Raw genomic sequence first — 23,145 nt, 5'->3', positions numbered from 1 at the left:
CTTCCCCTCCATCGCTCGTCCCGCAGACGCTCACCCCTGATAGATCGGGAACCGCTTGCACAATTCGCTCACCTGGGCACGCACCTTGCGTTCCACCGCTCCGTTATCATCGGGAGAGACCGTCAGACCATCGAGAACGTCGCCGATAAGATTGCCGACCTGCCGGAACTCCTCGACCCCGAAGCCCCGCGTGGTAGCGGCGGGAGACCCCAGACGCACGCCCGAGGTGATGGTCGGCTTCTCGGGATCGAAAGGAATACCGTTCTTGTTGCAGGTGATGCCGGCCCGCTCCAGGCTGGCTTCCGCCGCCTTGCCGGTCAGCTTCTTGGGCCGCAGATCGACCAGCATGAGATGGGTGTCGGTACCGCCCGAAACGATGTCGAGACCGCGGCGCACCAGCGTATCGGCCAGGACCGCGGCGTTTTCCTTGACGGCCTTGGCGTAAAGCTTGAACTCGGGCTTCAAGGCCTCGCCGAAGGCGACGGCCTTGCCGGCGATAACATGCATCAGAGGCCCGCCCTGCAGGCCCGGGAAGATGGCCGAATTGAGCTTCTTTCCGAGATCGGCGTCGTTGCTCAGGATCATGCCGCCGCGCGGCCCGCGCAAAGTCTTATGCGTCGTGGTGGTCACCACATGGGCATGCGGCAACGGGCTCGGATGTTCGCCACCGGCGACCAGACCGGCGAAATGCGCCATATCGACCATGAAATAGGCGCCGACCGAATCGGCGATGGCCCGGAAGCGCGCGAAATCGATGGTCCGGGGATAGGCTGATCCGCCGGTGATGATCAATTTCGGCCGATGTTCCTTGGCCAGTCGCTCGACCTCGTCGAAATCGATCTGCGCATCCTGCAGCCGCACGCCATATTGCACGGCCTTGAACCATTTTCCGGAAAGATTGGGCGGCGCGCCATGGGTCAGATGCCCACCGCTGGCCAGCGAAAGACCGAGGAAAGTATCCCCCGGCTGCATCAACGCCAGAAACACCGCCTGGTTGGCCTGGGATCCGGAATTGGGCTGGACGTTGGCGTAAGCGCAATCGAAAAGTTTCTTGGCGCGCTCGATGGCCAGTTCCTCGGCGATGTCGACGAACTCGCAGCCACCATAATAACGCTTGCCCGGATAGCCCTCGGCATATTTGTTGGTCAGCACCGACCCCTGGGCTTCGAGCACCGCCTTCGAGACGATGTTCTCGGAAGCGATCAACTCGATCTGATCCTGCTGGCGCGCCAACTCCTTGCCGATCGCGGCAAAGATCTCGGGGTCGCTCTCCGCCAGGGAGGAACCGAAATAGCGTTGAAGGGAACCCTGTTCGATCGACATCAGCTCTATCCTCAATTAATGGCTCGCGCGGTCCTGATCGCCTCAGCGGGCCGCGCCACTCATCTTGGCCACCCTGCGGGCATGGCGGCCACCTTCGAATTCCGTGGAGAGAAACAACGCCAGACAATCCTTGGCGACTTCCGTACCGATGGTCCGCCCCCCGAAAACAATCACGTTCGCGTCATTATGCTGCCGGGCCAGGCGCGCGCCAAAGGCGTCGTGCACCAGGGCCGCGCGCAATTCCGGATGACGGTTGGCGGCGATGCTGATGCCTATTCCCGTTCCGCAGATCAGGACGCCCTTTCCGGCACGGCCCTCGCGGATGGCATCGGCCATGGCGTCGGCAAAATCGGGGTAGTCCACCGACTGGGGACCATCCGTCCCCAGATCGAGTACGGAAACGCCTTGGGCCTCAAGGGTTTGACGCAGGAAGGCTTTCAGCTCGTAGCCGCCATGGTCGGCGGCCATCGCGATGATCTCTTGGGGCATGTTTGCGCAGATCGCTCAATGGATTAAGACCGCCGTTTGATACCATATGTCGCACCGCCTTGCCAATGGACCACAATCGCTCGGGCAATCACGGGTCGGCAATCATACCCCGGGCATTAACCAGAAAAATTTTATTACTACTTACAGATAAGGCCGCCTGACCAATTCCCCACAGGCATACGATTTCGACTCATGGTCCATGGTCGGACCTCTGCTGACAAGTCAACAGGCCGCGAAAATACTGAGCAGAGCCGTATCCGTAACGATCTTCCGCGATCTTTTTATTGGTTTCGACACTCCGTGAAAGAAATCAGTATTCTATCATGTGCGTTTTCCATTGACACCCGACTCACACCATGCGATTAGTTGGAGCATTCGGTGTTCTAGTATCAGGTCGTGGCAAAATGAGTGAAGCTAACGCTGAGAAGATTTCGCACGATGACATCCTTCGCATGGCAGTTGACGTCGTCGCCGCCTATGTGAGCAAGAACCCTCTGCCGGCAGGACAAATCCCCGAGGTCATTCATACTGTCTTCAATTCTTTGAACCAGTTGGACGGCCAGACGCCGGAAGTTAAGGTCGAGGCTCCGCGGCCAGCCGTGCCGGTAAAAAAATCCGTAACACCGGATTACATCGTCTGTCTGGAAGATGGCAAAAAGTTGAAGATGCTGAAGCGTCATCTTCGCACCACCTACAATATGACTCCCGATGAATACCGGGCAAGGTGGGGTCTGCCGCCAGACTACCCGATGGTGGCGCCAAATTACGCCGCGCAGCGTTCGGACTTCGCCAAGAAGATAGGCCTCGGCCGCAAGGCCGGTGAAGACGAGAGCAGCGAAAAGAAGACCCGTCGGCCGCGCGGTCGCTGATCGAACCACCCTCTTCCGTGGTTCATACCTGATTGAACGCCGTGAATTTCAAAGGCCGCGCTCGTTAAAGACGCGGCCTTTCGCTTGGAGTGCGGAGATAATGCCGTCACTGCGAGCGCGGAGAAGCAGTCCAGGGCAGTCGAGATTGCCGCGTCGCTTCGCTCCTCGCAATGACACTTGGACTTTAATCAGGATCATCGGCAGGGACGCCGGTGCCACCGCACTGATAAAACGACAAAGATGCACGAATCCGATAGCGCTGGCGCCGGCTACCCCTTTTTGGCCAGCACATAGCGCAGTTTCTGGATCGCGGCCATCCTGAGCGCGTGCTCTCCAGCCGTAGCCGGACCGACAATGGAGACCTCGGTATTGGTGACCGGTTCGATCGCCGACACCTTCACCGAATTACCGATGCGCCGGAATTCGATCAAGACCTCATCCAAGTCAGGTTGCCGCCCCACTCCGTCACTCCCGTTCGAAATATGATGCCACAGACATATAGCGGCATTGGTGCGCCACGGAAAGTGGCCAACTATATAATACGTATTAATAATGTATTATTTTATCTTTTTACAAATTTACTGAGCAGTTCATCTTGACACCCAATCTGGATCGGTGTTTGCTCAGGCCCTGCCATTTCGCAAGGCCAAGTCGCCCCACATCAACGAAAAGGGATGCGACTTAAAGCCATCCGGCAAACTGAAAAGGGGGTACCAATTCATGAGCATCGCCAGTCGCCATCCCGAAACTTTGGTCCTGCATGAAGGTTACCGCGCGGACCCCGCGACCAATGCCGTCGCCGTGCCGATCTATCAGACCACGTCCTATCAGTTTCGGGACACCGAGCAGGCCGCCAATCTTTTTGGCTTGGCCGAACTTGGCAACATCTATACCCGCATCATGAATCCGACCAACGATGTCCTGGAAAAGCGCGTCGCGGCCCTCGACGGCGGCGTTGCCGCCCTGGCCGTCGCCTCGGGACAGGCGGCCAGCACCTTCTCCATTTTGAACGTCGCCCAGGCCGGCGATAATTTCGTCACCTCGACCGATCTCTACGGCGGCACCTGGAATCTTTTCGCCAATACCTTCAAGCAGTTCGGCATCGAGGCGCGTTTCGTCGATCCTTCCGACCCCGAAAACTTCCGCCGCGCCACCGATTCGAAAACCAAAGCCTATTACGCCGAAACCCTGCCCAATCCCAAACTTCAGGTCTTCCCCATCGCCGAAGTTGCGAAAATCGGCAATGAGTTGGGCGTCCCCCTGATCGTCGACAACACGGCGGCGCCGATCATCGCGCGCCCCATCGACCATGGCGCCTCCATCGTCGTCTATTCGACCACCAAATATATCGGCGGCCATGGCACCTCGATCGGTGGCATCATCGTCGATTCCGGAAAATTCGATTGGGAAAAGCATGCCGATCGCTTCCCCCTGCTGAACCAGCCCGATCCCAGCTATCACGGCGCCGTATGGACCCAGGCGGTAAAGCCTCTCGGCCCCATTGCCTACATCCTGCGTGCCCGGGTCATCCTGCTGCGCGACATCGGCGCGGCCGCCAGCCCGTTCAACGCCTTCCAGACCATCCAAGGCCTGGAAACCCTGCCGCTGCGCATCCGCGAACATAATCGCAACGCGCTGGCCGTCGCCGACTATCTGAGCAAGCATCCCAAGGTCACCAAGGTCATCCACCCCTCCTTGCAGACCGGAGAGGCCCGGAGGAGGGCCGACGCGGTACTGAAGGGCGGGTACGGCGCCCTGGTCGGCTTCGAGCTGAAGGACGGCATCGAGGCGGGCAAGCGCTTCATCAACGCTCTTCAGCTTTTCTACCATGTTGCCAACATCGGTGACGCCCGCAGCCTGGCCATCCATCCGGCCAGCACCACCCATTCCCAACTTTCGAAGGAAGATCAGTTGGCGACCGGGGTCACCGAGGGGTATGTTCGGCTTTCCATTGGCATTGAACATATCGACGACATCCTCGCCGATCTCACCCAGGCTCTGGAGGCCGCATAACAAAGTGTTCGGACCGCTCGTCGCGGGGAGCTTTCCCCAGACTCGCCTCCGCCGCAATCGCCGCGACTCATGGTCGCGGCGATTGGTCGCGGAAAATGTTCTCACCACTGCCGACCTGATCTGGCCCGTCTTCGTCACTGAAGGCAGCGGCCAGCATGTTCCGGTCCCCTCCATGCCCGGTGTCGTGCGCTATTCGCTCGACACCCTGGTCGAGGCCGTGGGCGAAGCCAGGGATCTCGACATCCCGGCCGTCGCTCTCTTTCCATCCGTCGCCGCCGAACTGAAGACTCCCGATGCGCGCGAGGCGGTCAATCCCGACAATCTCGTCTGCCGGGCGGTGCGCGCACTCAAAAAGGCCTATCCCGATCTCGGCGTCGTCTGTGACGTCGCCTTGGATCCGTTCAACAGCGACGGTCACGACGGCCTCGTCGTCGACGACTATGTCGTCAATGACGAAAGCGTCGATGTCCTCTGTCGCCAGGCCCTCGTCCAGGCCCAGGCCGGCTGCGACGTCATTGCCCCTTCCGACATGATGGACGGTCGGATCAAGGCCATCCGCAAGACCCTGGACGACGCCGGCCTGATCCATGTGCAGATCATGTCCTACGCCGCCAAATATGCCTCGGCCTTCTATGGTCCGTTCCGTGACGCCTTGGGCTCCAACGTCGCCCTCAAGGGCGGCAACAAGAAGACCTATCAGATGGATCCGGCCAACAGCGACGAAGCGCTGCGCGAAGTCGCCATGGACCTCCAGGAAGGGGCGGACATGGTCATGGTCAAGCCCGGCATGCCCTACCTGGATATCGTGCGCCGGGTCAGGGAAACCTTTGCCGTGCCGACCTTCGCCTATCAGGTGAGCGGTGAATACGCCATGCTGAAGGCCGCCATCAACAATGGCTGGCTGGATAACGACAAGGTCATGATGGAAAGCCTGATGGCCTTCAAGCGGGCCGGTGCCGATGGCGTTCTGACCTACTTCGCCGTCGAGGCGGCGAAACTGCTCAAGCGGGGCTGAGCCCCTCGGCGACAGTCCCCTTCTCTTGCCAAACAAAATGCTTCCCGGGCACCGCCCTGGAGGCATTTTTGTTTCGCGTGACGCAAGAATTGCCGTGCCGATGACTAACTGCCAGAATATGGCAGCAAGCCATAGGGAACGTCGATGTCGCGCATCCATCGTCTCTTCGATCTTTTGCAGATCCTCCGCCGTCACCGCTGCCCCGTGAGCGGCGCCGACCTGGCGCGGACAGCCGGCATTTCACTGCGAACCCTCTATCGCGACATCGCCGCCTTGCAGGCCATGGGGGCTGAAATCGAGGGTGAGCCCGGCGTCGGTTACATATTGCGTCCCGGCTTCCTGTTGCCGCCCCTGATGTTCTCGGAAGAGGAAATCGAGGCGCTGGCGCTGGGTGCCCGTTGGGTCGGCAAGCGTACCGATAAGGCCTTGGCCGAAGCGGCCCGCAACGCCATCGCCAAAATTTCCGCCGTTTTGCCCTCCGATTTACGCCACCGTCTGCAAGACGACGCATTGTTGGTCGGCCCGGGCTGGGAACGGACACAATCGGTCGATCTGAAGGATCTGCGCAGGCTTCTACGCGAAGAGCGCAAACTCTCCATGGCCTACCGGGACGAAAAAGGCTTGCTTAGCCAAAGAACCGTTTGGCCGATCACGCTCGGCTTCTTTGAATCGACCCGCATCCTCGTCGCCTGGTGCGAATTGCGCCAGGATTTCCGCCACTTCCGCATCGATCGAATCGAGGCGGCTGACCTTCTGCCGGAACGTTATCCCCGCCGGCGCGCCGCTCTGATGAAGGAGTGGCGGCAACAGAACATACTGCCAGATTCTGACAGTATGTGAGTCTATAAACGCCTCCAGGTCACCCCGGACAAGGAGAGCGAAATGATCGACACCCTCACCTTCTATACCCACCCGCGTTCGCGAAGCGCCATCGTCCATTGGATGCTTGAAGAAATCGGCGTCCCCTACCGCATTGAGGTCAAGGAATTCGGAACGACGATGAAATCACCGGATTTTCTTGCCATCAATCCCATGGGCAAGGTCCCTGCGCTCCGCCACGGCGGGACGGTGGTCACCGAATCCGCGGCCATCTGCGCCTATCTCGCCGATGCCTTTCCCCTGGCGGATCTGGCTCCGCCGCCCCAGGACCGCGGCGAATATTATCGCTGGCTGTTTTTCGCGGCCGCCTGCGTCGAACCGGCGATTATGAACCGTTCGGCCGGCTGGGATCCCGGCACCCTCGAACTTTGGGGGCGCTTCGGCTATGGCTGTTACGCCCAGACCGTGGAGGTTCTGGCGAAGGCCGTCGCCAACCGGCGCTATATCGCCGGTCCCACCTTCAGCGCCGCCGACGTCTATGTCGGCTCGATGCTGGGCTGGGCCATGCAGTTTGATGAAATCGACAAGCGCCCGGAATTCGAAGCCTATTGGAATGGGCTCAAGGAAAGACCGGCACGGAAACGCGCCCTGGCCCAGATCGAGAGACTGGCAATGGAACGGGCCGACGCCTGATAAGGGCGCATATTCCGCTATAGCGGCAAACCTATAGCAGTTCGCGCTTCGCTTGAACTGCTATAGGTTTGCGTGACGCTGAAAAAAACTCCGTTTTTTCAAATGCTCAAACGCCGCTCGGGCTAACGAGCGCGATTCAATCTAAACGCAACGCGCTCTAAAAAAAGGCCGCGGACACCCTTCCGCGGCCTTCAAGCTGACGCACCCTTGAAAGGGCGATCGAAAAACTACTTCTGCACGCCGAATTTATAGACGATCTTGCCCTTGTACCAATCCCCGGCGTTCAACACGGTCGATGGGAAGTTCGGCTTGTTGACAGAATCGGGAAAATGCTGCGGTTCCAGAGAGAAAGCCGCGTGCACATTGTAGACTTGGCCACCCTTGCCGACGTCACGGGGTGCCTTTCCTTCCAGGAAATTGCCGGAATAGAACTGAATCCCCGGCTCGGTGGAATAGATTTCAAGAACGCGGCCGGATGTCGGCTCGACGACACGGGCCGACAGACTCAGTTCCTGCCCTTTCTTGTTGACCACATAGTTCACGTCGTAGCCGGGACCATATTTGATCTGGTCGTAATCGGCGGCGATGCGCGCGCCGATCTTCACCGGTTTGGTAAAGTCCATCGGCGTTCCCTGGACCGGACGGAATTCCCCGGTGGTGATCAAGGTGGCATCGACCGGCGTGATGGCGTCGGCGGGGATGGTCAGCAAATGGTCGAGGATATCGCCCTTGCCGGCCAGATTGACGAAGAGATGGCTGGTGAAGTTGACGATCGTCGGCTTGTCGGCGGCCACCGCTTCATAGGAAATTTCCAGGGCATTGCCGTCGGTGACCTTGTAGATGACGCGAGATGGCAGCGTGCCGGGGAAGTTTTCCTCGCCATCCTTGTAGGTATAGGACATCTCGATCGTCGAATCGTTGATCTGATGGGCATCGAAAACGACGAAACGCGACCCCTTCTGTCCGCCATGCAGCGTGTTCGGCGGATTATTGATGTTCAGTTGGTAGTCCTGCCCGTTCAGGGTGAACTTGCCCTTGGCGACACGGTTGGCATAGCGGCCGATGAACGCATTCATCGATGCCTGACCATTCATCACCTGATCGATCGATTCATAGCCCAGCACAACGTCGCCCAGTTTGCCGTGCCGGTCGGGAACAAGGATCTGCTCGACCCGGGCGCCGTAGTTGGTGACCTTTACCACCATGCCTTTCTTGTTCTTGATGGTGTAGAGGTCGACCGGCTTACCGTCGACATCCTTCTGGAATTTGGCGCGGTCCAAGTCGACATAGGCCTTGCCCTCTCCCGAGGCGGCGAACGCCGAAGTCGCCAACGCCAATGTTGAACCGATAATGCAGGCCGTTCCGAATGTGGCAAGATTTCGCAATTTCCGTTCCCCTAACAATATTTGTTGGCCGACGATCCGAAAGGTCTGCCCGGATCGCCTGAGCGCCTCGCCAAAGACCATGGCATTGGGAAGGATACCCCGCGATTTCATCGCCGGCAATGGTCAGGCCACTTTGTGGCCAGACCAATTTGAACAAGCTTGCCTATTCATCGTTCAACCATTTCTCAATCACGGCGATTTGCTCCGGCTCCATCAGGGCTGGCGCATGACCGCATCCGGCGAATTCCACCAACCGGGCTTTCGGTCCGCGGGCCGTCATTTCCCGGGCGGTTTCGGGCAGCAGGATATCCGATTCGACTCCCCGCAACGTCAAAACGGGACAGGCAAGAGCGTCCCACGCCGCCCAGAATTCAATGTCGGAGGAAACCGACTGGTGAAAACCCTCGGCCAATCCGGGATCGTAATGAAGCCGCAAGCCGCCAGCGCCATCCGGTCGCGTGCTGATATCGAGCATATGCTGCCAATGCTCGGCCTGGTGAATACCGAAGCTCGCCATGGCGGTCTGAAGAAAAGACAGTGCCTGGGTCCGGTCGCTGAAATGGGGATCGGACCCGACGGCCACGCCGATCCGGCGCAAGCCGGCGGCAGGAATGAACGGGCCGATATCGTTGAGGATCAGTCGGCGGATGGGACTGCCGGGCATGGCGGCCAGATGAATGCCGATGATTCCCCCCATGGATGTCCCCAGCCAGTCGACCGTATCCACGCCGAGGCGCGCGATCAGAGCGGCACAATCGGCCAGATAGGTGGGAACGGCATAGTCGCTTTTGACCGGCAACCATTCGCTGTCCCCCCTGCCCGGCATATCCGGGCAGACCACCCGCCAAGTCGAGGCGAGCCTCCGGGCCAGATGATCGAAGTCGCCGCCGCAACGGGTAAGACCGTGAACGCAGAGCAACAGCTTCGGATTGGCCGGATCGCCCCACTCCCGGTAAGCCAGCCGGTGAAACCCATGCAATCCGAGAACGGGAAGATATTTGCGCAGCATCGCCGACTTCCTTTTTCCGAAACGACGAGATTTCCATGATCGTCCATTGCCAGCACGCCAAAAGCAATGTAAGAACGCTGCTCCTTTGGGGAGTAGCCGCCCGACGAACTTTTGGTCGGGCCGCGCGTCAACATCCTTGACCGTCCATCTTCGCTGATGGACGTCATGGCGCGCGGAGCCCACCGGGCCTGGCGAGACCAACGGCGGATTCCTTACGGCCGGGCGGCGGCGGGGATCGGCCGTGGTCTTTGTCTCCGCCCACAAGGTATCCTCTCTTGGAAGCATTCCTGATATCCCTCTCTACCGTCGGCATCGCCGAGATGGGTGATCGCACTCAGCTGCTGTCGCTGTTGCTTGCCGCGCGATTTCGACGTCCCTGGCCGATCCTCGCCGGAATTCTCTGCGCGACGATCGCCAACCATGCCGCGGCGGGATTGGTCGGCACCTGGTTCGGCCGATTGCTGACACCCTTCTGGCTGGATCTGGTCGTGGGCCTTGGCATGATCGTCATGGCCTTGTGGGCCCTGAAGCCCGACCGGTTGGATGAGGACGAATCCCTGCAAAAGAGCGGAACGGGGGCGTTCCTCGCCACCCTGACGGCCTTCTTCCTGGCCGAGATGGGGGACAAGACCCAGATCGCCACCCTCGCCCTTGCCGCGGCCTATCCCAATCTGGTGGCGGTGGTCGCGGGATCGACGGCGGGCCTGATGATCGCCAACACGCCGGCGGTGCTGCTCGGCAGGGCTTTTGCCAATCGCCTGCCCGTGGCCGCCTTGCAAAAGGGCGCGGCGATCATCTTCTGCCTGATCGGCCTGATCTTCCTGGGCCGGGCAATGCTGCCATATTTCCACTGATACCATGTTGCGGTGATCTGAACCGATCACCGCTGCCCTCAAGCGCCGGGCGGGTTTCTCCGAAACCCTCGGGCTTTCGCTCGCTGGCCCGTTGATTTCACATATCGTTGCGGATGGAGGCCAAGGCCCGGTCGAGGAAGTCCAGCCGGTCCTGGCCCCAGAACACCTCGCCATTCAGCACATAGGCCGGCACGCCGAAAATCCCTTTATCCAGGGCTGCCCGGGTATTGGCGTCGTGCGTACGGCTGAGTTCCTCGGGAGAAAAGCGCTGGCGCAGATCCTCGACGTCGATGCCGAGTTCCAGCGACGTCTCGTCGAGGACGGCCCAGTCGGCGATATTCTGATTGCGGTTCCATAGGGCGGCTCCGATCGCGCCGGCCAGCGCCAAGGCGTCAAAGCCAGCGCTTTCGGCGGCGATGACCAGATGGGCCGCAGCCGTTTCATCGGCGGGAAAATACCGAGGCTCAAGAATCAGGGGCAAATCGAGATAGCGGCTCCAACGCTGCAATTCCACCAACCGGTAGGCTTGCCGCTCCGAGGATCGCTTGGCAAGGGGAACTCCGCCGGTTTCGGAGAAGACCGCCCCCAGCTTGATCGGCCGTACGGCGACCTGCGCTCCGCGCTTGGCCGCTATTGCCGCAAGCCTCGCGCTCCCCAGGTAACTCCAAGGTGAATTGAGCGCGAAAAAATATTCGACGACGCTTACCATGAATCCGCCCCACGTCCGTGACCGCGCCACGGCATTGTAACGTTAAACGGAAAGCAAGCCACGCCTTTCCCTTATAAACCAAAGGGTGATTTTCATACTTAAATTTGCACGCAATAAGATCAACTGAGAGAATCGGACAAGCCGACGTAGTTTCCTCTCCAGTAAATCAAGGGTTTTCCCTCCTCGGATTGGCGCATGCGCTCGACCTGTCCGACGAAGATCCGGTGATCCCCCCCATCATGAACGGCAACGAGCGCACATTCGAAATTGGCAAGGCAACCATTCAGGATGGGAACCCCGCTGTTCCAAGGCTCCCAGGAAACACCGTCCCATTTTCCGCTTTTGCGGCTGGCGAAACGATCCGAAAGATCCTGCTGCGCGTCGCTCAGCACATTGATCGCGAAATGCCCGGCCCGCAAGAAAGAGTCCAGCTCACTGTTCCTGTCGTCCAAACAAAACAGAACCAGTGGAGGAGAGAGTGAAAGAGAGCTAAAAGAGCTAATTGTAACCCCTATCGGAGCACCGTCTTCTTTCAAGGACGTGACGATTGTCACGCCGGTCGGAAAACAACCTAAGGCATTCCGAAATGTGCGGGGATTGAAGCTCATTATGACACCAGTCCTTGCATGTCGAGAGCCAGACTAATACAACAAACAGGGAGGGGCTATCAAATTTCCCGTCATGGCCAAATGCGAGTCACTTAACCTTTTTTTATGACTAATGTTGTTGACTGGCGACAGGATGCTCGAATTATAGCATCGTTCGTATGGTAAGGGGCACGCCGGTCAATGCGGCGCGACAGGGGTAGCGGATGTTCGTAATTGTTGGCACTGCAGTGGTGCTTATCTCCGTCCTTGGCGGCTATATCGGCAATGGCGGCGAAATCGGGGTTCTGATCCAACCCTTCGAATGGCTCATCATTCTAGGAGCGGCATTCGGCTCCTTCATCATCGGCAATCCCAAGAACGTCGTCCTCGGCTTCGGCAAGGCCATGGTCACCATGCTCAAGGGATCGCGGCACAACAAGGCGTCCTATCTCGAACTGCTGAGCTTGCTTTATTCGCTGTTCAAGCTGGCGAAGACCAAGGGTGACCTGGCGCTCGAAAGCCATGTGGAAAAGCCCGACGACAGCTCGCTGTTCCAGAAGTTTCCGAACTTCTCGGCGGATCACCACACGCTCGAATTCCTTTGCGACTATCTGCGTCTTCTCACCCTGGGCACGAACAACGCCCACGAGGTCGAGGCGGTCATCGACGCCGAGATCGAATCGCACCACCACGAAATCGCCATGATCGCCGATGCCATCACCCTGATGGCCGATGCCATGCCGGCACTGGGCATCGTCGCCGCCGTGCTGGGCGTCATCCACACCATGGGTTCGATTACCGAACCCCCCGAGGTGTTGGGCCATCTGATCGGCGCCGCCTTGTGCGGTACCTTCATGGGCGTGCTGTTGTCCTACGGTTTCTTCGCCCCCTTCGGCCGCAATCTGGATCTCGTCTACAAGGCCGAGACCGACTATCTGATGTGCATCAAGAGCTGCCTGCTCGCCCATATGATGGGTTATGCGCCGCAGGTTTCCATCGAATTCGGCCGCAAGACCCTACCGCCGCACATCCGCCCCAGTTTTATGGAGGTAGAAGAGACCGTCACCAATCTGCCTCCAGATTGAACCGGTCTTAAGCTCAGCCCATGGCCGAACAACAACCGATCATCATCAAGCGCATCAAGAAGGGCCACGCCGGTCATCACGGTGGCGCCTGGAAGGTCGCCTATGCCGATTTCGTGACGGCGATGATGGCCTTCTTTTTGCTTCTCTGGCTGCTGAACGCGGTAACGGAGGAGCAACTTCAAGGGGTCGCGGACTATTTCGCCCCGACCACGGTCTCCAGTTCCAAGAGCGGAGCCGGCGGCATGTTGGGCGGCAAGGTGGTTGGCGAAGGATCGATGTCCTCCAACGGGACGACGCCCAGCTTCACCCTCTCGCTGCCGCCTCCGACCATTGGACAGGGGGGGGACGCCCTGACAGATCCCAAGGAGGGGGGCGATGAAGGAGCCGGTGAAGGCCAGGGAGGCCAGTCCGCCGGCAAAGCCGATGCGCAAGGCCAAGGTCAGGCCAAGGCGCTGACCGAGCAGCAGATCATCCAGGCCAACGCGCAACGCGAGCAGCAGCAGTTCGAACGCGCCCAGGAATCCCTGCAAAAAGCCATCAATTCGATCCCCGAACTCCGCAAAATGGCTGACAGCCTGATGGTGGATAACACCCCGGAGGGTCTGCGCATCCAGATCGTCGACCAGGACGGCCTGGCGATGTTCCCGCGGGGATCGCCCGACATGTACGGGCACACGCGTGCGCTGCTCGACATGGTGTCCCGCGTGGTCAAGCAACTGCCCGAGAAGATCTCCATTTCCGGACATACCGATTCGACCCCCTTCCCCGGCGGGCCGGGATCGGGTTACACCAACTGGGAGCTTTCCGCCGACCGTGCCCTGGCGACCCGCCGTACGCTGCTTGCCTCGGGGGTGCCTGCCGACCGGGTCGATCGGGTGGTCGGACGCGCCGACATGGATCCGCTGGCGCCAAACGATCCGGCCAATGCGCGGAACCGGCGCATCACCATCGTCCTCTTGCGTGACACCCAACCTCCGCCGACGGTAACGGTAACACCGGATGCGGCGAAATCGGGCGTTCTGCCTGAACAATTGCGGAGCGCGGCTCCGCCCGCTCCCGGACAGGCCCTGCCGCCGCCGCCGAAACCGGCGACCGGCCCGCAGCCCTGATCTTGGCCGGGCGGGATTGAGGATCGGCGATCCCCATTCCACCCGGCTTTAAGCCTCATGGCAGTCTTGGCGCGAACGCGAGTTTCGTCCAAGCTATCAATCTTGAAGTCGTTGTCTCGGGACAAGGCCGCCTGATAACATTTACGCGGGCCGCGAATCGCAGGATAGTAAAGACCGACGGGGCCAGGACGGAGACGAACCGGACATATGGATCACATTCCGCTCAAGCGTCCGCATTTCTTCTTCACCACCGCACCTCTGCCCTGCCCATATCTGCAGGGCAGGTTGGAGCGCAAGATCGTCACGGAACTATCAGGTCCGGACGCCGAAGCCCTGCATGAGGCGCTGTCGCGCGCCGGCTTCCGCCGCAGCCATTCGATCGCCTATACGCCAGCCTGTCCCGGCTGCAACGCCTGCGTCCCGGTTCGCATCCTGGTCGATGATTTCCAGCCCCGGCGGACGATGCGCCGTATCGTCAAGATGAACGCCGGTTTGCAGATCCGCCAGTCCCCGGCCCGGGCGACGGCCGAGCAATACCGGCTATTCTCCCGCTATCAGGAATCCCGGCATGCCGGCGGTGATATGGCCCTCATGGGATTTTACGACTATCGCTCGATGGTCGAAGACAGTCCCATCGATACCTTCCTCGTCGAATTTCGCGGCGCCGACAACCAGCTCAAGGCCGTGGTTCTGACCGACCACATGAGCGACGGGCTGTCGGCCGTCTACAGCTTCTATGATCCGGAATCCCAAGCGGCCAGTCTCGGCAGCTATATGATCCTTTGGCTGATCGAAGAATCGCACCGCCTGGGACTGCCTTACGTTTATCTGGGCTATTGGATCGCCGACAGCTCGAAGATGTCCTACAAGGCCCGCTTCATGCCCCTGGAGGCGTTCGTGCCCGGCGGCTGGCGGTTGCTGAAGCTGGATGGCGAGGCCGATCACGACGGCCCCCCACCCATCCATCCATCCCACGCCCTCAGGTGAACTTATTGTCGCGGGGAAAGCCGGTCGGCGGCATCCGGCCGACGGTGGCCCGCTTGCCGAGCCAGGGCTGAAGATTGGTTTCGGTCCGTGTCCGTTCGCCCATCTTCCAGCTCAACCCGTCCGCTAGAACGAACAGCTTGATATCGGACGTCCCGCCATCCCGATATTTTTGCAAAATGACGCCGCGTCCACGGGTCATTTCGGGGATTTCGTCCTGCATGAAGACCAGCAGCTTGCGATTTTCCCCGACGACGGCGACAGCATCGCCCTCGACCGGCAGGCAGAAAGCCGCCCGTTCGCCCTCTCCGAGATTGAGGATTTGCTTCCCGGCCCGGGTCTGCGCCAACACTTCCTCGCTTTTCACCAGGAAGCCATGGCCGCCGGTCGACGCGACCAGAAGCCTGGTCTCGGCGCGATAAGGCATCGCGGAAACGATGTCGGCGTCGTTCGGCAAGTCGATCATCAGGCGCAATGGTTCGCCGTGGCCGCGCCCACGCTGAAATTTGTCGCCCCCGATGGTGAAGAAGCGCCCATTGCTGGCGAAGAACAGGATCTTGTCTGTGGTCTGAGTGCGAATGGCCGCCTTCAACTGATCGCCGTCTTTGAACTTGAAGTCGTCCGGGTTGTCGGCATGCCCCTTGACCGCGCGGATCCAGCCCTTTTCGGAGAGAATGACGGTAATATCCTCCCGCTCGACGAAGGCCTCGATGGGAACGACGATGGCCGACGGCGCATCGCCAAGCTCGGTACGGCGGCGCCCCAGAAGGTCATCCGTCCCGAATTGTCCCTTGATGGCGACGATTTCCTCGGCGATCCGGCGCCAGCGCAGGCTTTCGTCGGCCAGCAGGGACTTCAGCCCCGCGCGTTCCTCCGACAGCTTGCCGTGCTCGCCCTTGATTTCCATTTCCTCGAGCTTGCGCAAGGAACGCAACCGCATATTGAGGATCGCCTCGGCCTGCGGCTCCGTCAACTCGAACGCCGCCATCAGGGCCGGCTTGGGCTCGTCCTCGTGGCGGATGATGCGGATCACCTCGTCGAGATTGAGGTAGGCCTTCAGGAAGCCTTCCAGAACCTCGAGCCGCTTTTCGATCTTGCCCAGACGATGGGTCGCCCGGCGGGTCAGCACCACATGGCGATGATCGAGGAAGGCCCGCAGGACCTCCTTCAAAGACATCACCCTCGGCACCGAATCGGCGTCGAGCACGTTCATGTTGAGCGACACGCGGACTTCGAGGTCGGTCTGACGGAACAATTGCTCCATCAGGGTTTCAGCCTCGACCGAACGGTTGCGCGGCTCCAGGACGACCCGCACCACATCCGTCGATTCGTCACGCACGTCGGCCAGCAATGGAAGCTTCTTGGCCTCAAGAAGTTCGGCGATCTTTTCGATCAGTTTCGATTTCTGAACCTGATAAGGCACCTCGGTGATGATGATCTGGAAGAGCCCGTGCGATAGTTTCTCGACCGTCCAGCGGGCGCGCAGACGGAAACTGCCCCGCCCGGTGCGATAGGCCTCGAGAATGGCCTCCTTGTTCTCGACCAGGACGCCGCCAGTGGGAAAATCCGGTCCGGGCAGGAACGTCACCAGATCGTCGACCTGACAGTCGGCATGATCGATCAGATGGATCAGCGCGTCGCAGATCTCCCCGACATTGTGCGGCGGAATGTTGGTCGCCATGCCGACGGCGATACCGGACGAGCCGTTGGCCAGCAGATTGGGGAAAGCCGCCGGCATCACCACCGGCTCTTCCTCGGTGCCGTCGTAGGTCGGACGGAAATCGACCGCGTCCTCGTCGAGACCGTCCATCAGGGCGGTGGCGACAGCGGTCAAGCGCGCTTCGGTGTATCGCATGGCCGCGGCGTTATCGCCGTCGATATTGCCGAAATTACCCTGTCCCTCGACCAGCGGATAACGCACGGCGAAGTCCTGGGCCAAACGCACCATGGCGTCATAAACCGCCGTATCGCCGTGCGGATGGTATTTACCGATGACGTCGCCCACCACGCGGGCACATTTCTTGAAGCCGCCCGTCGGATCAAGCTTCAACTGCTGCATGGCATAGAGAAGCCGGCGATGGACCGGCTTAAGTCCGTCGCGCACGTCGGGCAGCGAACGGGAAACAATGGTCGACATGGCATAGGCGAGATAACGCTCACCCAAAGCCTCGGCGAGCGGCGTGTCTCTGACGTCGCCGGCGATGGCGCTCTCAGTCATACCCTTCCTCAACTTCCAATTACTACATCTAGTAGATCACGCCAGAAGCCGATCTACAAGTCGCGATCGTGCCGGCGGCAGCCCTCTGCCTTGCGGAGCCAGCACATGTCGTTCGAGAAAATAGCCGGTCAAGGACAATCCGTCGATGACCGCCTGCCGGTCACCGGACGAATCATCCAAAAGGAAGCCCGGCAAGGGCAGAAGCCTGGCGTGATAGACCTGCCCCGCCGCCCGGCTGACCGCCCGGCCGCTACGCGGCGAGACATAGACCAGATCCTCGGTGGCGCCGCTGGCCGCGCAGGACGTCAGGTCGAGGCTGTAACCCAACTCCGCCAGCAGCCCCAATTCCCAGCGGACATAGAGGCTGGGCCAGTCCTGACCGGCAAGACCTTCGATCACCGCCGCCAGACCTTCGTAGACGGCACGGTGAGGTTCCCGCTCGGGCAGGCAGAGATCGGACAGGGCGCAAGCCGCCGAAACACCGGCGAGACGAAGCGGATCGTGCAGCCAGACGCTTCCGGAGGCGCCGGCCAGTTCCCAGGAGAAACGCCCCAACTGTTCCGACAAGCGGGCGGCCCAGGTCACCTGAAGGCGGTTCCCCGTCTGCAGCGCCGCCCGCGCCGCCTTTCCCGCGCCGCCGTGGATCAAGCCGGCATGCCGCCCGTGCTTCCGGGTCAACAGCGTCGCCACCGCCCCGGTCTCGCCATGCCGGCGCAACGACAGCAGAATTCCCTCGTCGGTCCAATCCATGGAGCCTTCCGTTTGCTCCGCCGCTTCGCGGTGAAAATGTTCACCCCGTCAGGTCACACTTGAGGGCTCGGTGATCGGTTCCGATCACACTTGGCATTCTGTCACGCGTCGAAATCGAGCCCCAGATCGCGGTAATGCTGACGGTCATCGAGCCAGTTCTCGCGCACTTTCACATGCAGGAACAGATGGACGCGGCGCTCCAGGATCTCTTCCAGCTCGACGCGGGCCTTCTCGCCGATCGATTTGATCTGGCGACCGGCTTTGCCGAGCACGATGCCTTTCTGGCTGTCTCTTTGCACATAGACGATCTGGTCGATGCGCACGCTTCCATCGTCCTTTTCGGTCCATTGCTCGGTTTCGACCGTCGCGGCGTAGGGAAGCTCCTGATGGAGTTGATGGAAGACCTGCTCCCGGGTGATCTCGGCCGCCAAAAGCCGCATCGGCATGTCGGAGACCTGATCCTCGGGAAAATGCCATGGCCCTTCCGGCAGACCGGCGGCAAAATATGCCAATAAATCGCCGGTGCCGTCTCCCGTCCGGGCGCTGACCATGAAAACCTTGTCGAAAAGCCCCGCGGCATCCAGGCCGGCGGTCAGCGCCAGCAGCTTCTCGCGCTTGACGAGGTCGATCTTGTTCAACACCAGAACAGCGCGCCGGCCGGCCTCTTTCAGACGATCGATAATGGACTGACTGTTGTCGTCCACTCCCCGTTCGGCGTCGATCACCAGGGCGATCTGGTCGGCATCGGCGGCCCCGCTCCAGGCCGCCTGCACCATGGCCCGCTCGAAGCGGCGCTTCGGTGCGAAGATACCCGGGGTGTCGATGAAAATGATCTGGGCGTTCGAGGCCTCCACCATGGCGATGCCCAGCACGCGGCTCCGCGTGGTCTGCACCTTGGGCGAGACGATGGACACCTTGGTGCCGACCAATTGATTGACCAGGGTGGACTTTCCGGCGTTGGGTGCGCCGACCACGGCGATAAAGCCGCAACGGGTAGAATTCTCGCTCATTTCGTCACTTTTTCCAGCATGGCGGCGGCGGCGGCCTGTTCGGCGACCCGTTTCGATGCGCCACGTCCGGTGACCGGGGCGAATCCTTCGACAGTAACGGATATCATGAATATGGGATCGTGCTGCGGCCCTTCCATGCCGAGAGTCTGATAGACCGGCAACGGCTTTCCGCGCCCCTGCGCCCATTCCTGAAGACCGGTCTTGGCATCCTTGGGCGGCGTCACCGCCTCGGCCATCAAGGGCTCCCAGTTGCGGCGGATGATGGTAACCGCGGCCTCCAGCCCTCCATCGGCGTAAACGGCCCCAAGGACGGCCTCGCAGGCGTCGGCGAGCATGGTCGGATTATGCCGACCACCACCCTCCTCCTCGCCTTTGGACATGATCAGGGCCGCATCGAGCCCGATGGTCAAGGCGACACGGGCCAGGGCTTCGCGGCGGACCAGGGCGGCGTGACGACGGGCAAGCGCGCCCTCGTTCTCCTGAGGGAAGGTATAGAACAGCATTTCGGCGACGGCCAAGCCAAGCACGCGATCGCCGAGAAACTCCAGACGTTCGTAGGCAACGCGGGGGCGTGCCGACGACGGGCTCCGCCCCCGGGCCGGACAGGCGCTGGAATGGGTCAGCGCCTCCTCCAGCAGTTCCAAGCGATGAAACCGGTAGGCGAGCGCCCGGCAGATATCGTTCAGGCGCTGATCCATGGCCGCACGAAAGTCAATGAATCAACGAGAAGAATCGGTCCCAGCGAATTGCCCAAGGCCATTTCCAGAGTTCCCACAGAGCGGCCGATCCATCAGTGGAGAAGAAGATGATCTCCGCCCGGCCGACGAGATTTTCGGCAGGCACATAGCCAACCACGCTCAAATACCGGCTGTCCTGCGAATTATCCCGGTTGTCGCCCATCATAAAGTAATGATGATCGGGCACCACATATTCCGGCGTGTTGTCAGCCTGACTTTCGCTGCCGGGATATTCCAAGATGAGATGGGACCGGCCGTTGGGCAAGGTCTCGACATATTGGGTGTAGATCTGGCTGCCGCCCCGCGGATCGCGATCCGTGTAATCGCCGACCTGCTTGCGCTCAACCGGCTTGCCGTTGATATAAAGGACGCGATGGACGATCTGGATATGATCGCCCGGCAAACCGACCAACCGCTTGATGTAATCCGTGCGGTTATCCGACGGCACCTTGAAGACGACGACATCGCCACGTTCCGGCGTCTGTTCGAAGATCCGGCCGTCGAACAGATGTAGGCTGAGCGGCAGTGAATGGCGACTGTAGCCATAGGAGTATTTGGAGACGAACAAATAATCCCCGACCAGCAAGGTCGGCACCATCGACTTGGACGGAATGTTGAAGGGCTCGAAGGCGACGGTCCGCACAACGAGGGCGATGAGGACGGCGTAAACGATCGTCTTGATCGTTTCGCCAATGCCACCTGTTTTCTTTCGAGAGATGCCCATGGATCGCGGTTCTGTGAAAAAAAATGCGCCCTCCCGAAGGGAACGGGCGCTGTGCATGGTCCGCCGATCAAGCCTTAGCCGAGCGCCCCTGTCAAGAGCCCTTCGCCGTCATCGTCATCAAGCGGCGGCGTTCCGGAAAAGAATGCATCGGTTTGCTCTGCCGAGAGGCATTTCTCAGGCCCGCCCCAACCGGCGCTCCGCCGGAAAGCAGGGCGCGCTACCTCCCGGAATTGCCGTCGGCATCGGGTAGATCGGGACGGAACAGTTGGACAATCATTTGCGCCACCAGATTCTTGAGGCGGGGATCAGCGGGACCGGTGGCTTCCGCCAGCCCCCTCACCTCGGTCTGGGCCGAGCCGGAGACGCAGAAGACTCCGAGAACATGGACCGTCGGCGCGACGGCACCGGGCGCGGAATCTTCGATTCGTCCCTTGCATAAGTCGTCACCGCTCTGGGTCGGCGCGGGAGAAAACAGGAAAGCGAGCTCATATCCACGCCGCGCGGAAGAATCGGGTGTCAAGGTCGGATGGGTCCGCGGACGCAGGACCTGTACCTGGCTCGCCGCCTCCACCGCCTTGGACAGCGTGTCATCGGACACGGTGAAAGGATTTCCGCGCACGCTCAGCCGTAAATCGCGACCGCTCGCGCCATAGTCGTAGAGCCCGTTGATCTTGGTAAAGGAATTTCCGACATCCCTGGTCAGGGGACCGCCGCAAGCGGTAAGCGCACCGACGATCATGACAAAGGCCAGTCGCTGATATAGCCGCATCTTTCGCTCCTTGCCGAACTCATGAAATCTTACATGGAATCGGCCGGAAGTAATGCGCTTCCTCAAGGAGAGACCCGCATTCCCGCGTTGAGCTTTTCGCATTCCGCGATAACAAGGCCGCCGGTCAATAACCGCAAAACAAAAACGCCGCCGGTGAATGCACCGGCGGCGTTTTTGCAACCCCTGGCGGGAAGACGGTCTTTAGGCCGCGCGCTGCGCCCCGCCGACACGTGCACCGCTACGCTGCCGGTTTCCACCGCCACCACCACTCCGGGATGGGCGGGCGCTCTGGCGCCCCTTGGGCTTGGAAACCGGTGCCAACCGCATGCGCGCGATCGTCTCGGAATGGAACCGATGCGTTTCGTCGGTCGCGATCGGCTGACGGATCGTCCGCTCGATATCCTTGAGATAGGCGATCTCGTCGGCATCGCAGAAGGACAAGGCAATGCCCTCGGCACCGGCGCGTGCGGTCCGGCCGATCCGGTGCACATAGCTTTCCGGCTCGTTCGGCAGATCGAAATTGATGACATGGCTGATACCGTCGACATCGATACCGCGCGCGGCGATATCAGTGGCGACCAGAGTGCTGACCTTCCCGGAATGGAAATCGGCCAGAGCCCTCTGCCGGGCGCCTTGCGACTTGTTGCCGTGAATGGCCTCGGCCTTCACACCACTTTTCGAAAGCTGTTCGGCCAGGCGGTTGGCGCCATGTTTGGTCCGAGCGAACACGATGGTGCGGGTCACCGACGTGCCGCGCAGGATATCAAGAAGCAGGTCGCGCTTCTTGTCCTTGGCGACGAACATCACCCGCTGCTCGATACGTTCGACCGTGGTCGATTCCGGCGTCACCTCGACGCGTAGATGATCCTTCAGCAAACCGGCGACCAGCGAGGACACGGTGGACGGCATGGTCGCGGAGAACAGCAGGGTCTGCCGTTCGGCAGGCAGCAGGGCGGTGATTTTCTTCACGTCGTGGATGAAGCCCATGTCGAGCATGCGGTCGGCCTCATCGAGGACGAAGGTCTCGACACCGTCAAGCTTCACATGACCGCGCATGGCGAGGTCGAGGATGCGGCCCGGCGTGGCGATGACAATGTCGCATCCGGCCAGCAGCGAGCAGATCTGGGGGTGCATGCCGACGCCGCCGGTGATGACCGTGCGCTTCAACCGGAGATGAACGCCGTAAGTGGCGAAGCATTTTCCGATCTGCTGGGCCAATTCCCGGGTCGGGGTCAAAATCAGCGTCCGGGCGCCTTTCGGTCCCGCCCGCCGCTTGTTGTCCGCCAGACGTTGCAGAATCGGCAAGGCGAATGCCGCCGTCTTTCCGGTTCCGGTCTGAGCGACTCCGAGCACGTCGCGCCCGGCAAGAATGGCGGGGATGGCCTGGGCCTGGATCGGCGTCGCGTTTTCGTAGCCTTCAGCCGTCACGGCGAGGCAAATGGGCTCGACCAAGCCGAGCTCAACAAAACTTGTCATTATATGGATGTACTTTCATTAAATAAGGGTTGCGCCGGGTATTCTAAAATCGCCCTGTCGCAACCCTGATCATCAGCGGCGCCGCGGCGGCGCTGGACGGTGGCCCGGTTGCGGGGCCCTCTCGTCTTTATGACGGAAATTGATGCGTCCCTTGGTCAAGTCGTAAGGCGTCATTTCAACCGTCACCCGATCGCCGGCGAGGACGCGGATGCGGTTTTTTTTCATACGCCCTGAACTATAGGCGAGCACTTCATGCCCGCTGTCCAAAGTGACACGGAAACGGGCGTCCGGCAGCACTTCGCTGACCACACCCTCGAATTCTATGAGATCTTCCTTAGCCAAGATCGACTCTGTCTACCTTTTGCGTTCTGCGATTTAACTCTTACCGGTATGGCCACGCAAACTTCACGCGGATGCCCGAATTCGATAGGAGTACACCAGAACCGGCATCGACAGGCGACGGCGGGCGAACCCGAAGCATTAAGATGGCTGGTATATGGACTTATTCAGCCGAAATC

Annotated in this window: 24 protein-coding genes and 1 riboswitch; of the genes, 9 read left to right on the top strand and 15 right to left on the bottom strand. The window is 60.4% G+C overall.

What is annotated here, in order from left to right; all coding sequences use genetic code 11:
* Positions 1-30: 30 nt before the first annotated feature.
* Together glyA and rpiB are read right to left on the bottom strand one after the other, a co-directional pair.
* Complete coding sequence (gene glyA / locus CWS72_RS05680; RefSeq protein WP_101249608.1) at positions 31-1,323, bottom strand: serine hydroxymethyltransferase; 1,293 nt, start codon at positions 1,321-1,323, stop codon at positions 31-33.
* A 42-nt stretch (positions 1,324-1,365) separates the two neighbouring features.
* A complete protein-coding gene (gene rpiB, locus CWS72_RS05675; RefSeq protein WP_101249607.1) occupies positions 1,366-1,812 on the bottom strand; it encodes a ribose 5-phosphate isomerase B in 447 nt (148 codons plus the stop codon).
* 404 nt (positions 1,813-2,216) lie between these two features.
* Here rpiB and CWS72_RS05670 point away from each other — a divergent pair, with 404 nt between their 5' ends.
* The gene (locus tag CWS72_RS05670) at positions 2,217-2,681 is read left to right on the top strand and encodes a Ros/MucR family transcriptional regulator (protein WP_101249606.1); all 465 of its coding nucleotides are present in this window, start codon (positions 2,217-2,219) and stop codon (positions 2,679-2,681) included.
* Between the two features lie 269 nt (positions 2,682-2,950).
* Here CWS72_RS05670 and CWS72_RS27360 read toward each other — a convergent pair whose 3' ends face one another.
* Positions 2,951-3,142, bottom strand: a complete 192-nt coding sequence (locus tag CWS72_RS27360) for a DUF6898 family protein (RefSeq protein ID WP_146002636.1) — start codon at positions 3,140-3,142, stop codon at positions 2,951-2,953.
* Positions 3,143-3,401: 259 nt separating this feature from the next.
* On the opposite strand from CWS72_RS27360, the gene CWS72_RS05665 reads away from it, so the two are divergent.
* From CWS72_RS05665 to CWS72_RS28030, 4 genes are all read left to right on the top strand, one after another.
* Positions 3,402-4,694: an O-acetylhomoserine aminocarboxypropyltransferase/cysteine synthase family protein gene (locus CWS72_RS05665; RefSeq protein ID WP_101249738.1), complete on the top strand. Its 1,293-nt coding sequence runs from the start codon at positions 3,402-3,404 to the stop codon at positions 4,692-4,694.
* A gap of 4 nt (positions 4,695-4,698) precedes the next feature.
* Entirely contained in the window at positions 4,699-5,709 is a 1,011-nt protein-coding gene (gene hemB / locus CWS72_RS05660; RefSeq protein WP_241911599.1) for a porphobilinogen synthase, read from the top strand.
* 144 nt (positions 5,710-5,853) lie between these two features.
* Positions 5,854-6,549 (top strand): helix-turn-helix transcriptional regulator, encoded by a 696-nt coding sequence (locus tag CWS72_RS28035; RefSeq protein WP_199175554.1) that lies wholly within the window; start codon positions 5,854-5,856, stop codon positions 6,547-6,549.
* Positions 6,550-6,591: 42 nt separating this feature from the next.
* Positions 6,592-7,221: a glutathione S-transferase family protein gene (locus tag CWS72_RS28030; RefSeq protein WP_199175553.1), complete on the top strand. Its 630-nt coding sequence runs from the start codon at positions 6,592-6,594 to the stop codon at positions 7,219-7,221.
* A gap of 227 nt (positions 7,222-7,448) precedes the next feature.
* Here the strand turns inward: CWS72_RS28030 and CWS72_RS05650 are convergent, their stop codons facing one another.
* On the bottom strand, positions 7,449-8,606 hold the full coding sequence (locus tag CWS72_RS05650; protein ID WP_241911598.1) for an aldose epimerase family protein: 1,158 nt from the start codon (positions 8,604-8,606) through the stop codon (positions 7,449-7,451).
* Positions 8,607-8,769: 163 nt separating this feature from the next.
* Entirely contained in the window at positions 8,770-9,615 is an 846-nt protein-coding gene (locus CWS72_RS05645) for an alpha/beta fold hydrolase (protein WP_101249604.1), read from the bottom strand.
* A gap of 82 nt (positions 9,616-9,697) precedes the next feature.
* Positions 9,698-9,882, top strand: a riboswitch (yybP-ykoY riboswitch).
* A gap of 8 nt (positions 9,883-9,890) precedes the next feature.
* Here CWS72_RS05645 and CWS72_RS05640 point away from each other — a divergent pair.
* Positions 9,891-10,469 (top strand): TMEM165/GDT1 family protein, encoded by a 579-nt coding sequence (locus tag CWS72_RS05640; RefSeq protein ID WP_101249603.1) that lies wholly within the window; start codon positions 9,891-9,893, stop codon positions 10,467-10,469.
* 97 nt (positions 10,470-10,566) lie between these two features.
* On the opposite strand, the gene CWS72_RS05635 is transcribed toward CWS72_RS05640, so the two are convergent.
* The gene (locus CWS72_RS05635; protein WP_101249602.1) at positions 10,567-11,178 is read right to left on the bottom strand and encodes a 2-hydroxychromene-2-carboxylate isomerase; all 612 of its coding nucleotides are present in this window, start codon (positions 11,176-11,178) and stop codon (positions 10,567-10,569) included.
* A 119-nt stretch (positions 11,179-11,297) separates the two neighbouring features.
* On the bottom strand, positions 11,298-11,786 hold the full coding sequence (locus CWS72_RS05630) for a flavin reductase family protein (protein ID WP_101249601.1): 489 nt from the start codon (positions 11,784-11,786) through the stop codon (positions 11,298-11,300).
* A gap of 203 nt (positions 11,787-11,989) precedes the next feature.
* Here CWS72_RS05630 and motA point away from each other — a divergent pair, with 203 nt between their 5' ends.
* From motA to CWS72_RS05615, 3 genes are all read left to right on the top strand, one after another.
* Positions 11,990-12,850 carry a flagellar motor stator protein MotA gene (gene motA, locus CWS72_RS05625; protein ID WP_101249600.1) on the top strand — a complete coding sequence of 287 codons (861 nt, stop codon included), beginning with the start codon at positions 11,990-11,992 and terminating at the stop codon, positions 12,848-12,850.
* 20 nt (positions 12,851-12,870) lie between these two features.
* A complete protein-coding gene (locus CWS72_RS05620) occupies positions 12,871-13,959 on the top strand; it encodes a flagellar motor protein MotB (RefSeq protein WP_101249599.1) in 1,089 nt (362 codons plus the stop codon).
* Between the two features lie 207 nt (positions 13,960-14,166).
* On the top strand, positions 14,167-14,946 hold the full coding sequence (locus CWS72_RS05615; RefSeq protein WP_101249598.1) for an arginyltransferase: 780 nt from the start codon (positions 14,167-14,169) through the stop codon (positions 14,944-14,946).
* On the opposite strand, the gene parC is transcribed toward CWS72_RS05615, so the two are convergent.
* From parC to infA, 8 genes are all read right to left on the bottom strand, one after another.
* Complete coding sequence (gene parC / locus CWS72_RS05610) at positions 14,939-17,161, bottom strand: DNA topoisomerase IV subunit A (RefSeq protein WP_101249597.1); 2,223 nt, start codon at positions 17,159-17,161, stop codon at positions 14,939-14,941. The genes CWS72_RS05615 and parC overlap by 8 nt on opposite strands.
* A 36-nt stretch (positions 17,162-17,197) precedes the next feature.
* Complete coding sequence (recO, locus tag CWS72_RS05605; RefSeq protein WP_101249596.1) at positions 17,198-17,911, bottom strand: DNA repair protein RecO; 714 nt, start codon at positions 17,909-17,911, stop codon at positions 17,198-17,200.
* Positions 17,912-18,012: 101 nt separating this feature from the next.
* Positions 18,013-18,921 carry a GTPase Era gene (era, locus tag CWS72_RS05600; protein ID WP_101249595.1) on the bottom strand — a complete coding sequence of 303 codons (909 nt, stop codon included), beginning with the start codon at positions 18,919-18,921 and terminating at the stop codon, positions 18,013-18,015.
* On the bottom strand, positions 18,918-19,619 hold the full coding sequence (gene rnc / locus CWS72_RS05595) for a ribonuclease III (RefSeq protein ID WP_101249594.1): 702 nt from the start codon (positions 19,617-19,619) through the stop codon (positions 18,918-18,920). Before rnc ends, era begins: the two co-directional genes overlap by 4 nt.
* A 13-nt stretch (positions 19,620-19,632) precedes the next feature.
* On the bottom strand, positions 19,633-20,382 hold the full coding sequence (gene lepB, locus CWS72_RS05590) for a signal peptidase I (protein ID WP_199175552.1): 750 nt from the start codon (positions 20,380-20,382) through the stop codon (positions 19,633-19,635).
* Between the two features lie 217 nt (positions 20,383-20,599).
* Positions 20,600-21,151, bottom strand: coding sequence for a hypothetical protein (locus tag CWS72_RS05585; RefSeq protein WP_101249593.1), 552 nt, complete (start codon positions 21,149-21,151; stop codon positions 20,600-20,602).
* Between the two features lie 201 nt (positions 21,152-21,352).
* The gene (locus tag CWS72_RS05580; protein WP_420824050.1) at positions 21,353-22,603 is read right to left on the bottom strand and encodes a DEAD/DEAH box helicase; all 1,251 of its coding nucleotides are present in this window, start codon (positions 22,601-22,603) and stop codon (positions 21,353-21,355) included.
* A 96-nt stretch (positions 22,604-22,699) separates the two neighbouring features.
* Positions 22,700-22,969 carry a translation initiation factor IF-1 gene (infA, locus tag CWS72_RS05575; protein WP_101249591.1) on the bottom strand — a complete coding sequence of 90 codons (270 nt, stop codon included), beginning with the start codon at positions 22,967-22,969 and terminating at the stop codon, positions 22,700-22,702.
* Between the last annotated feature and the right edge of the window lie 176 nt (positions 22,970-23,145).

This window comes from Telmatospirillum siberiense (genome assembly GCF_002845745.1).
Taxonomy (GTDB): domain Bacteria; phylum Pseudomonadota; class Alphaproteobacteria; order Rhodospirillales; family Magnetospirillaceae; genus Telmatospirillum; species Telmatospirillum siberiense.
Note: the sequence above shows the minus strand (reverse complement) of the source record. Positions and strands in the feature narration are given on the sequence as shown.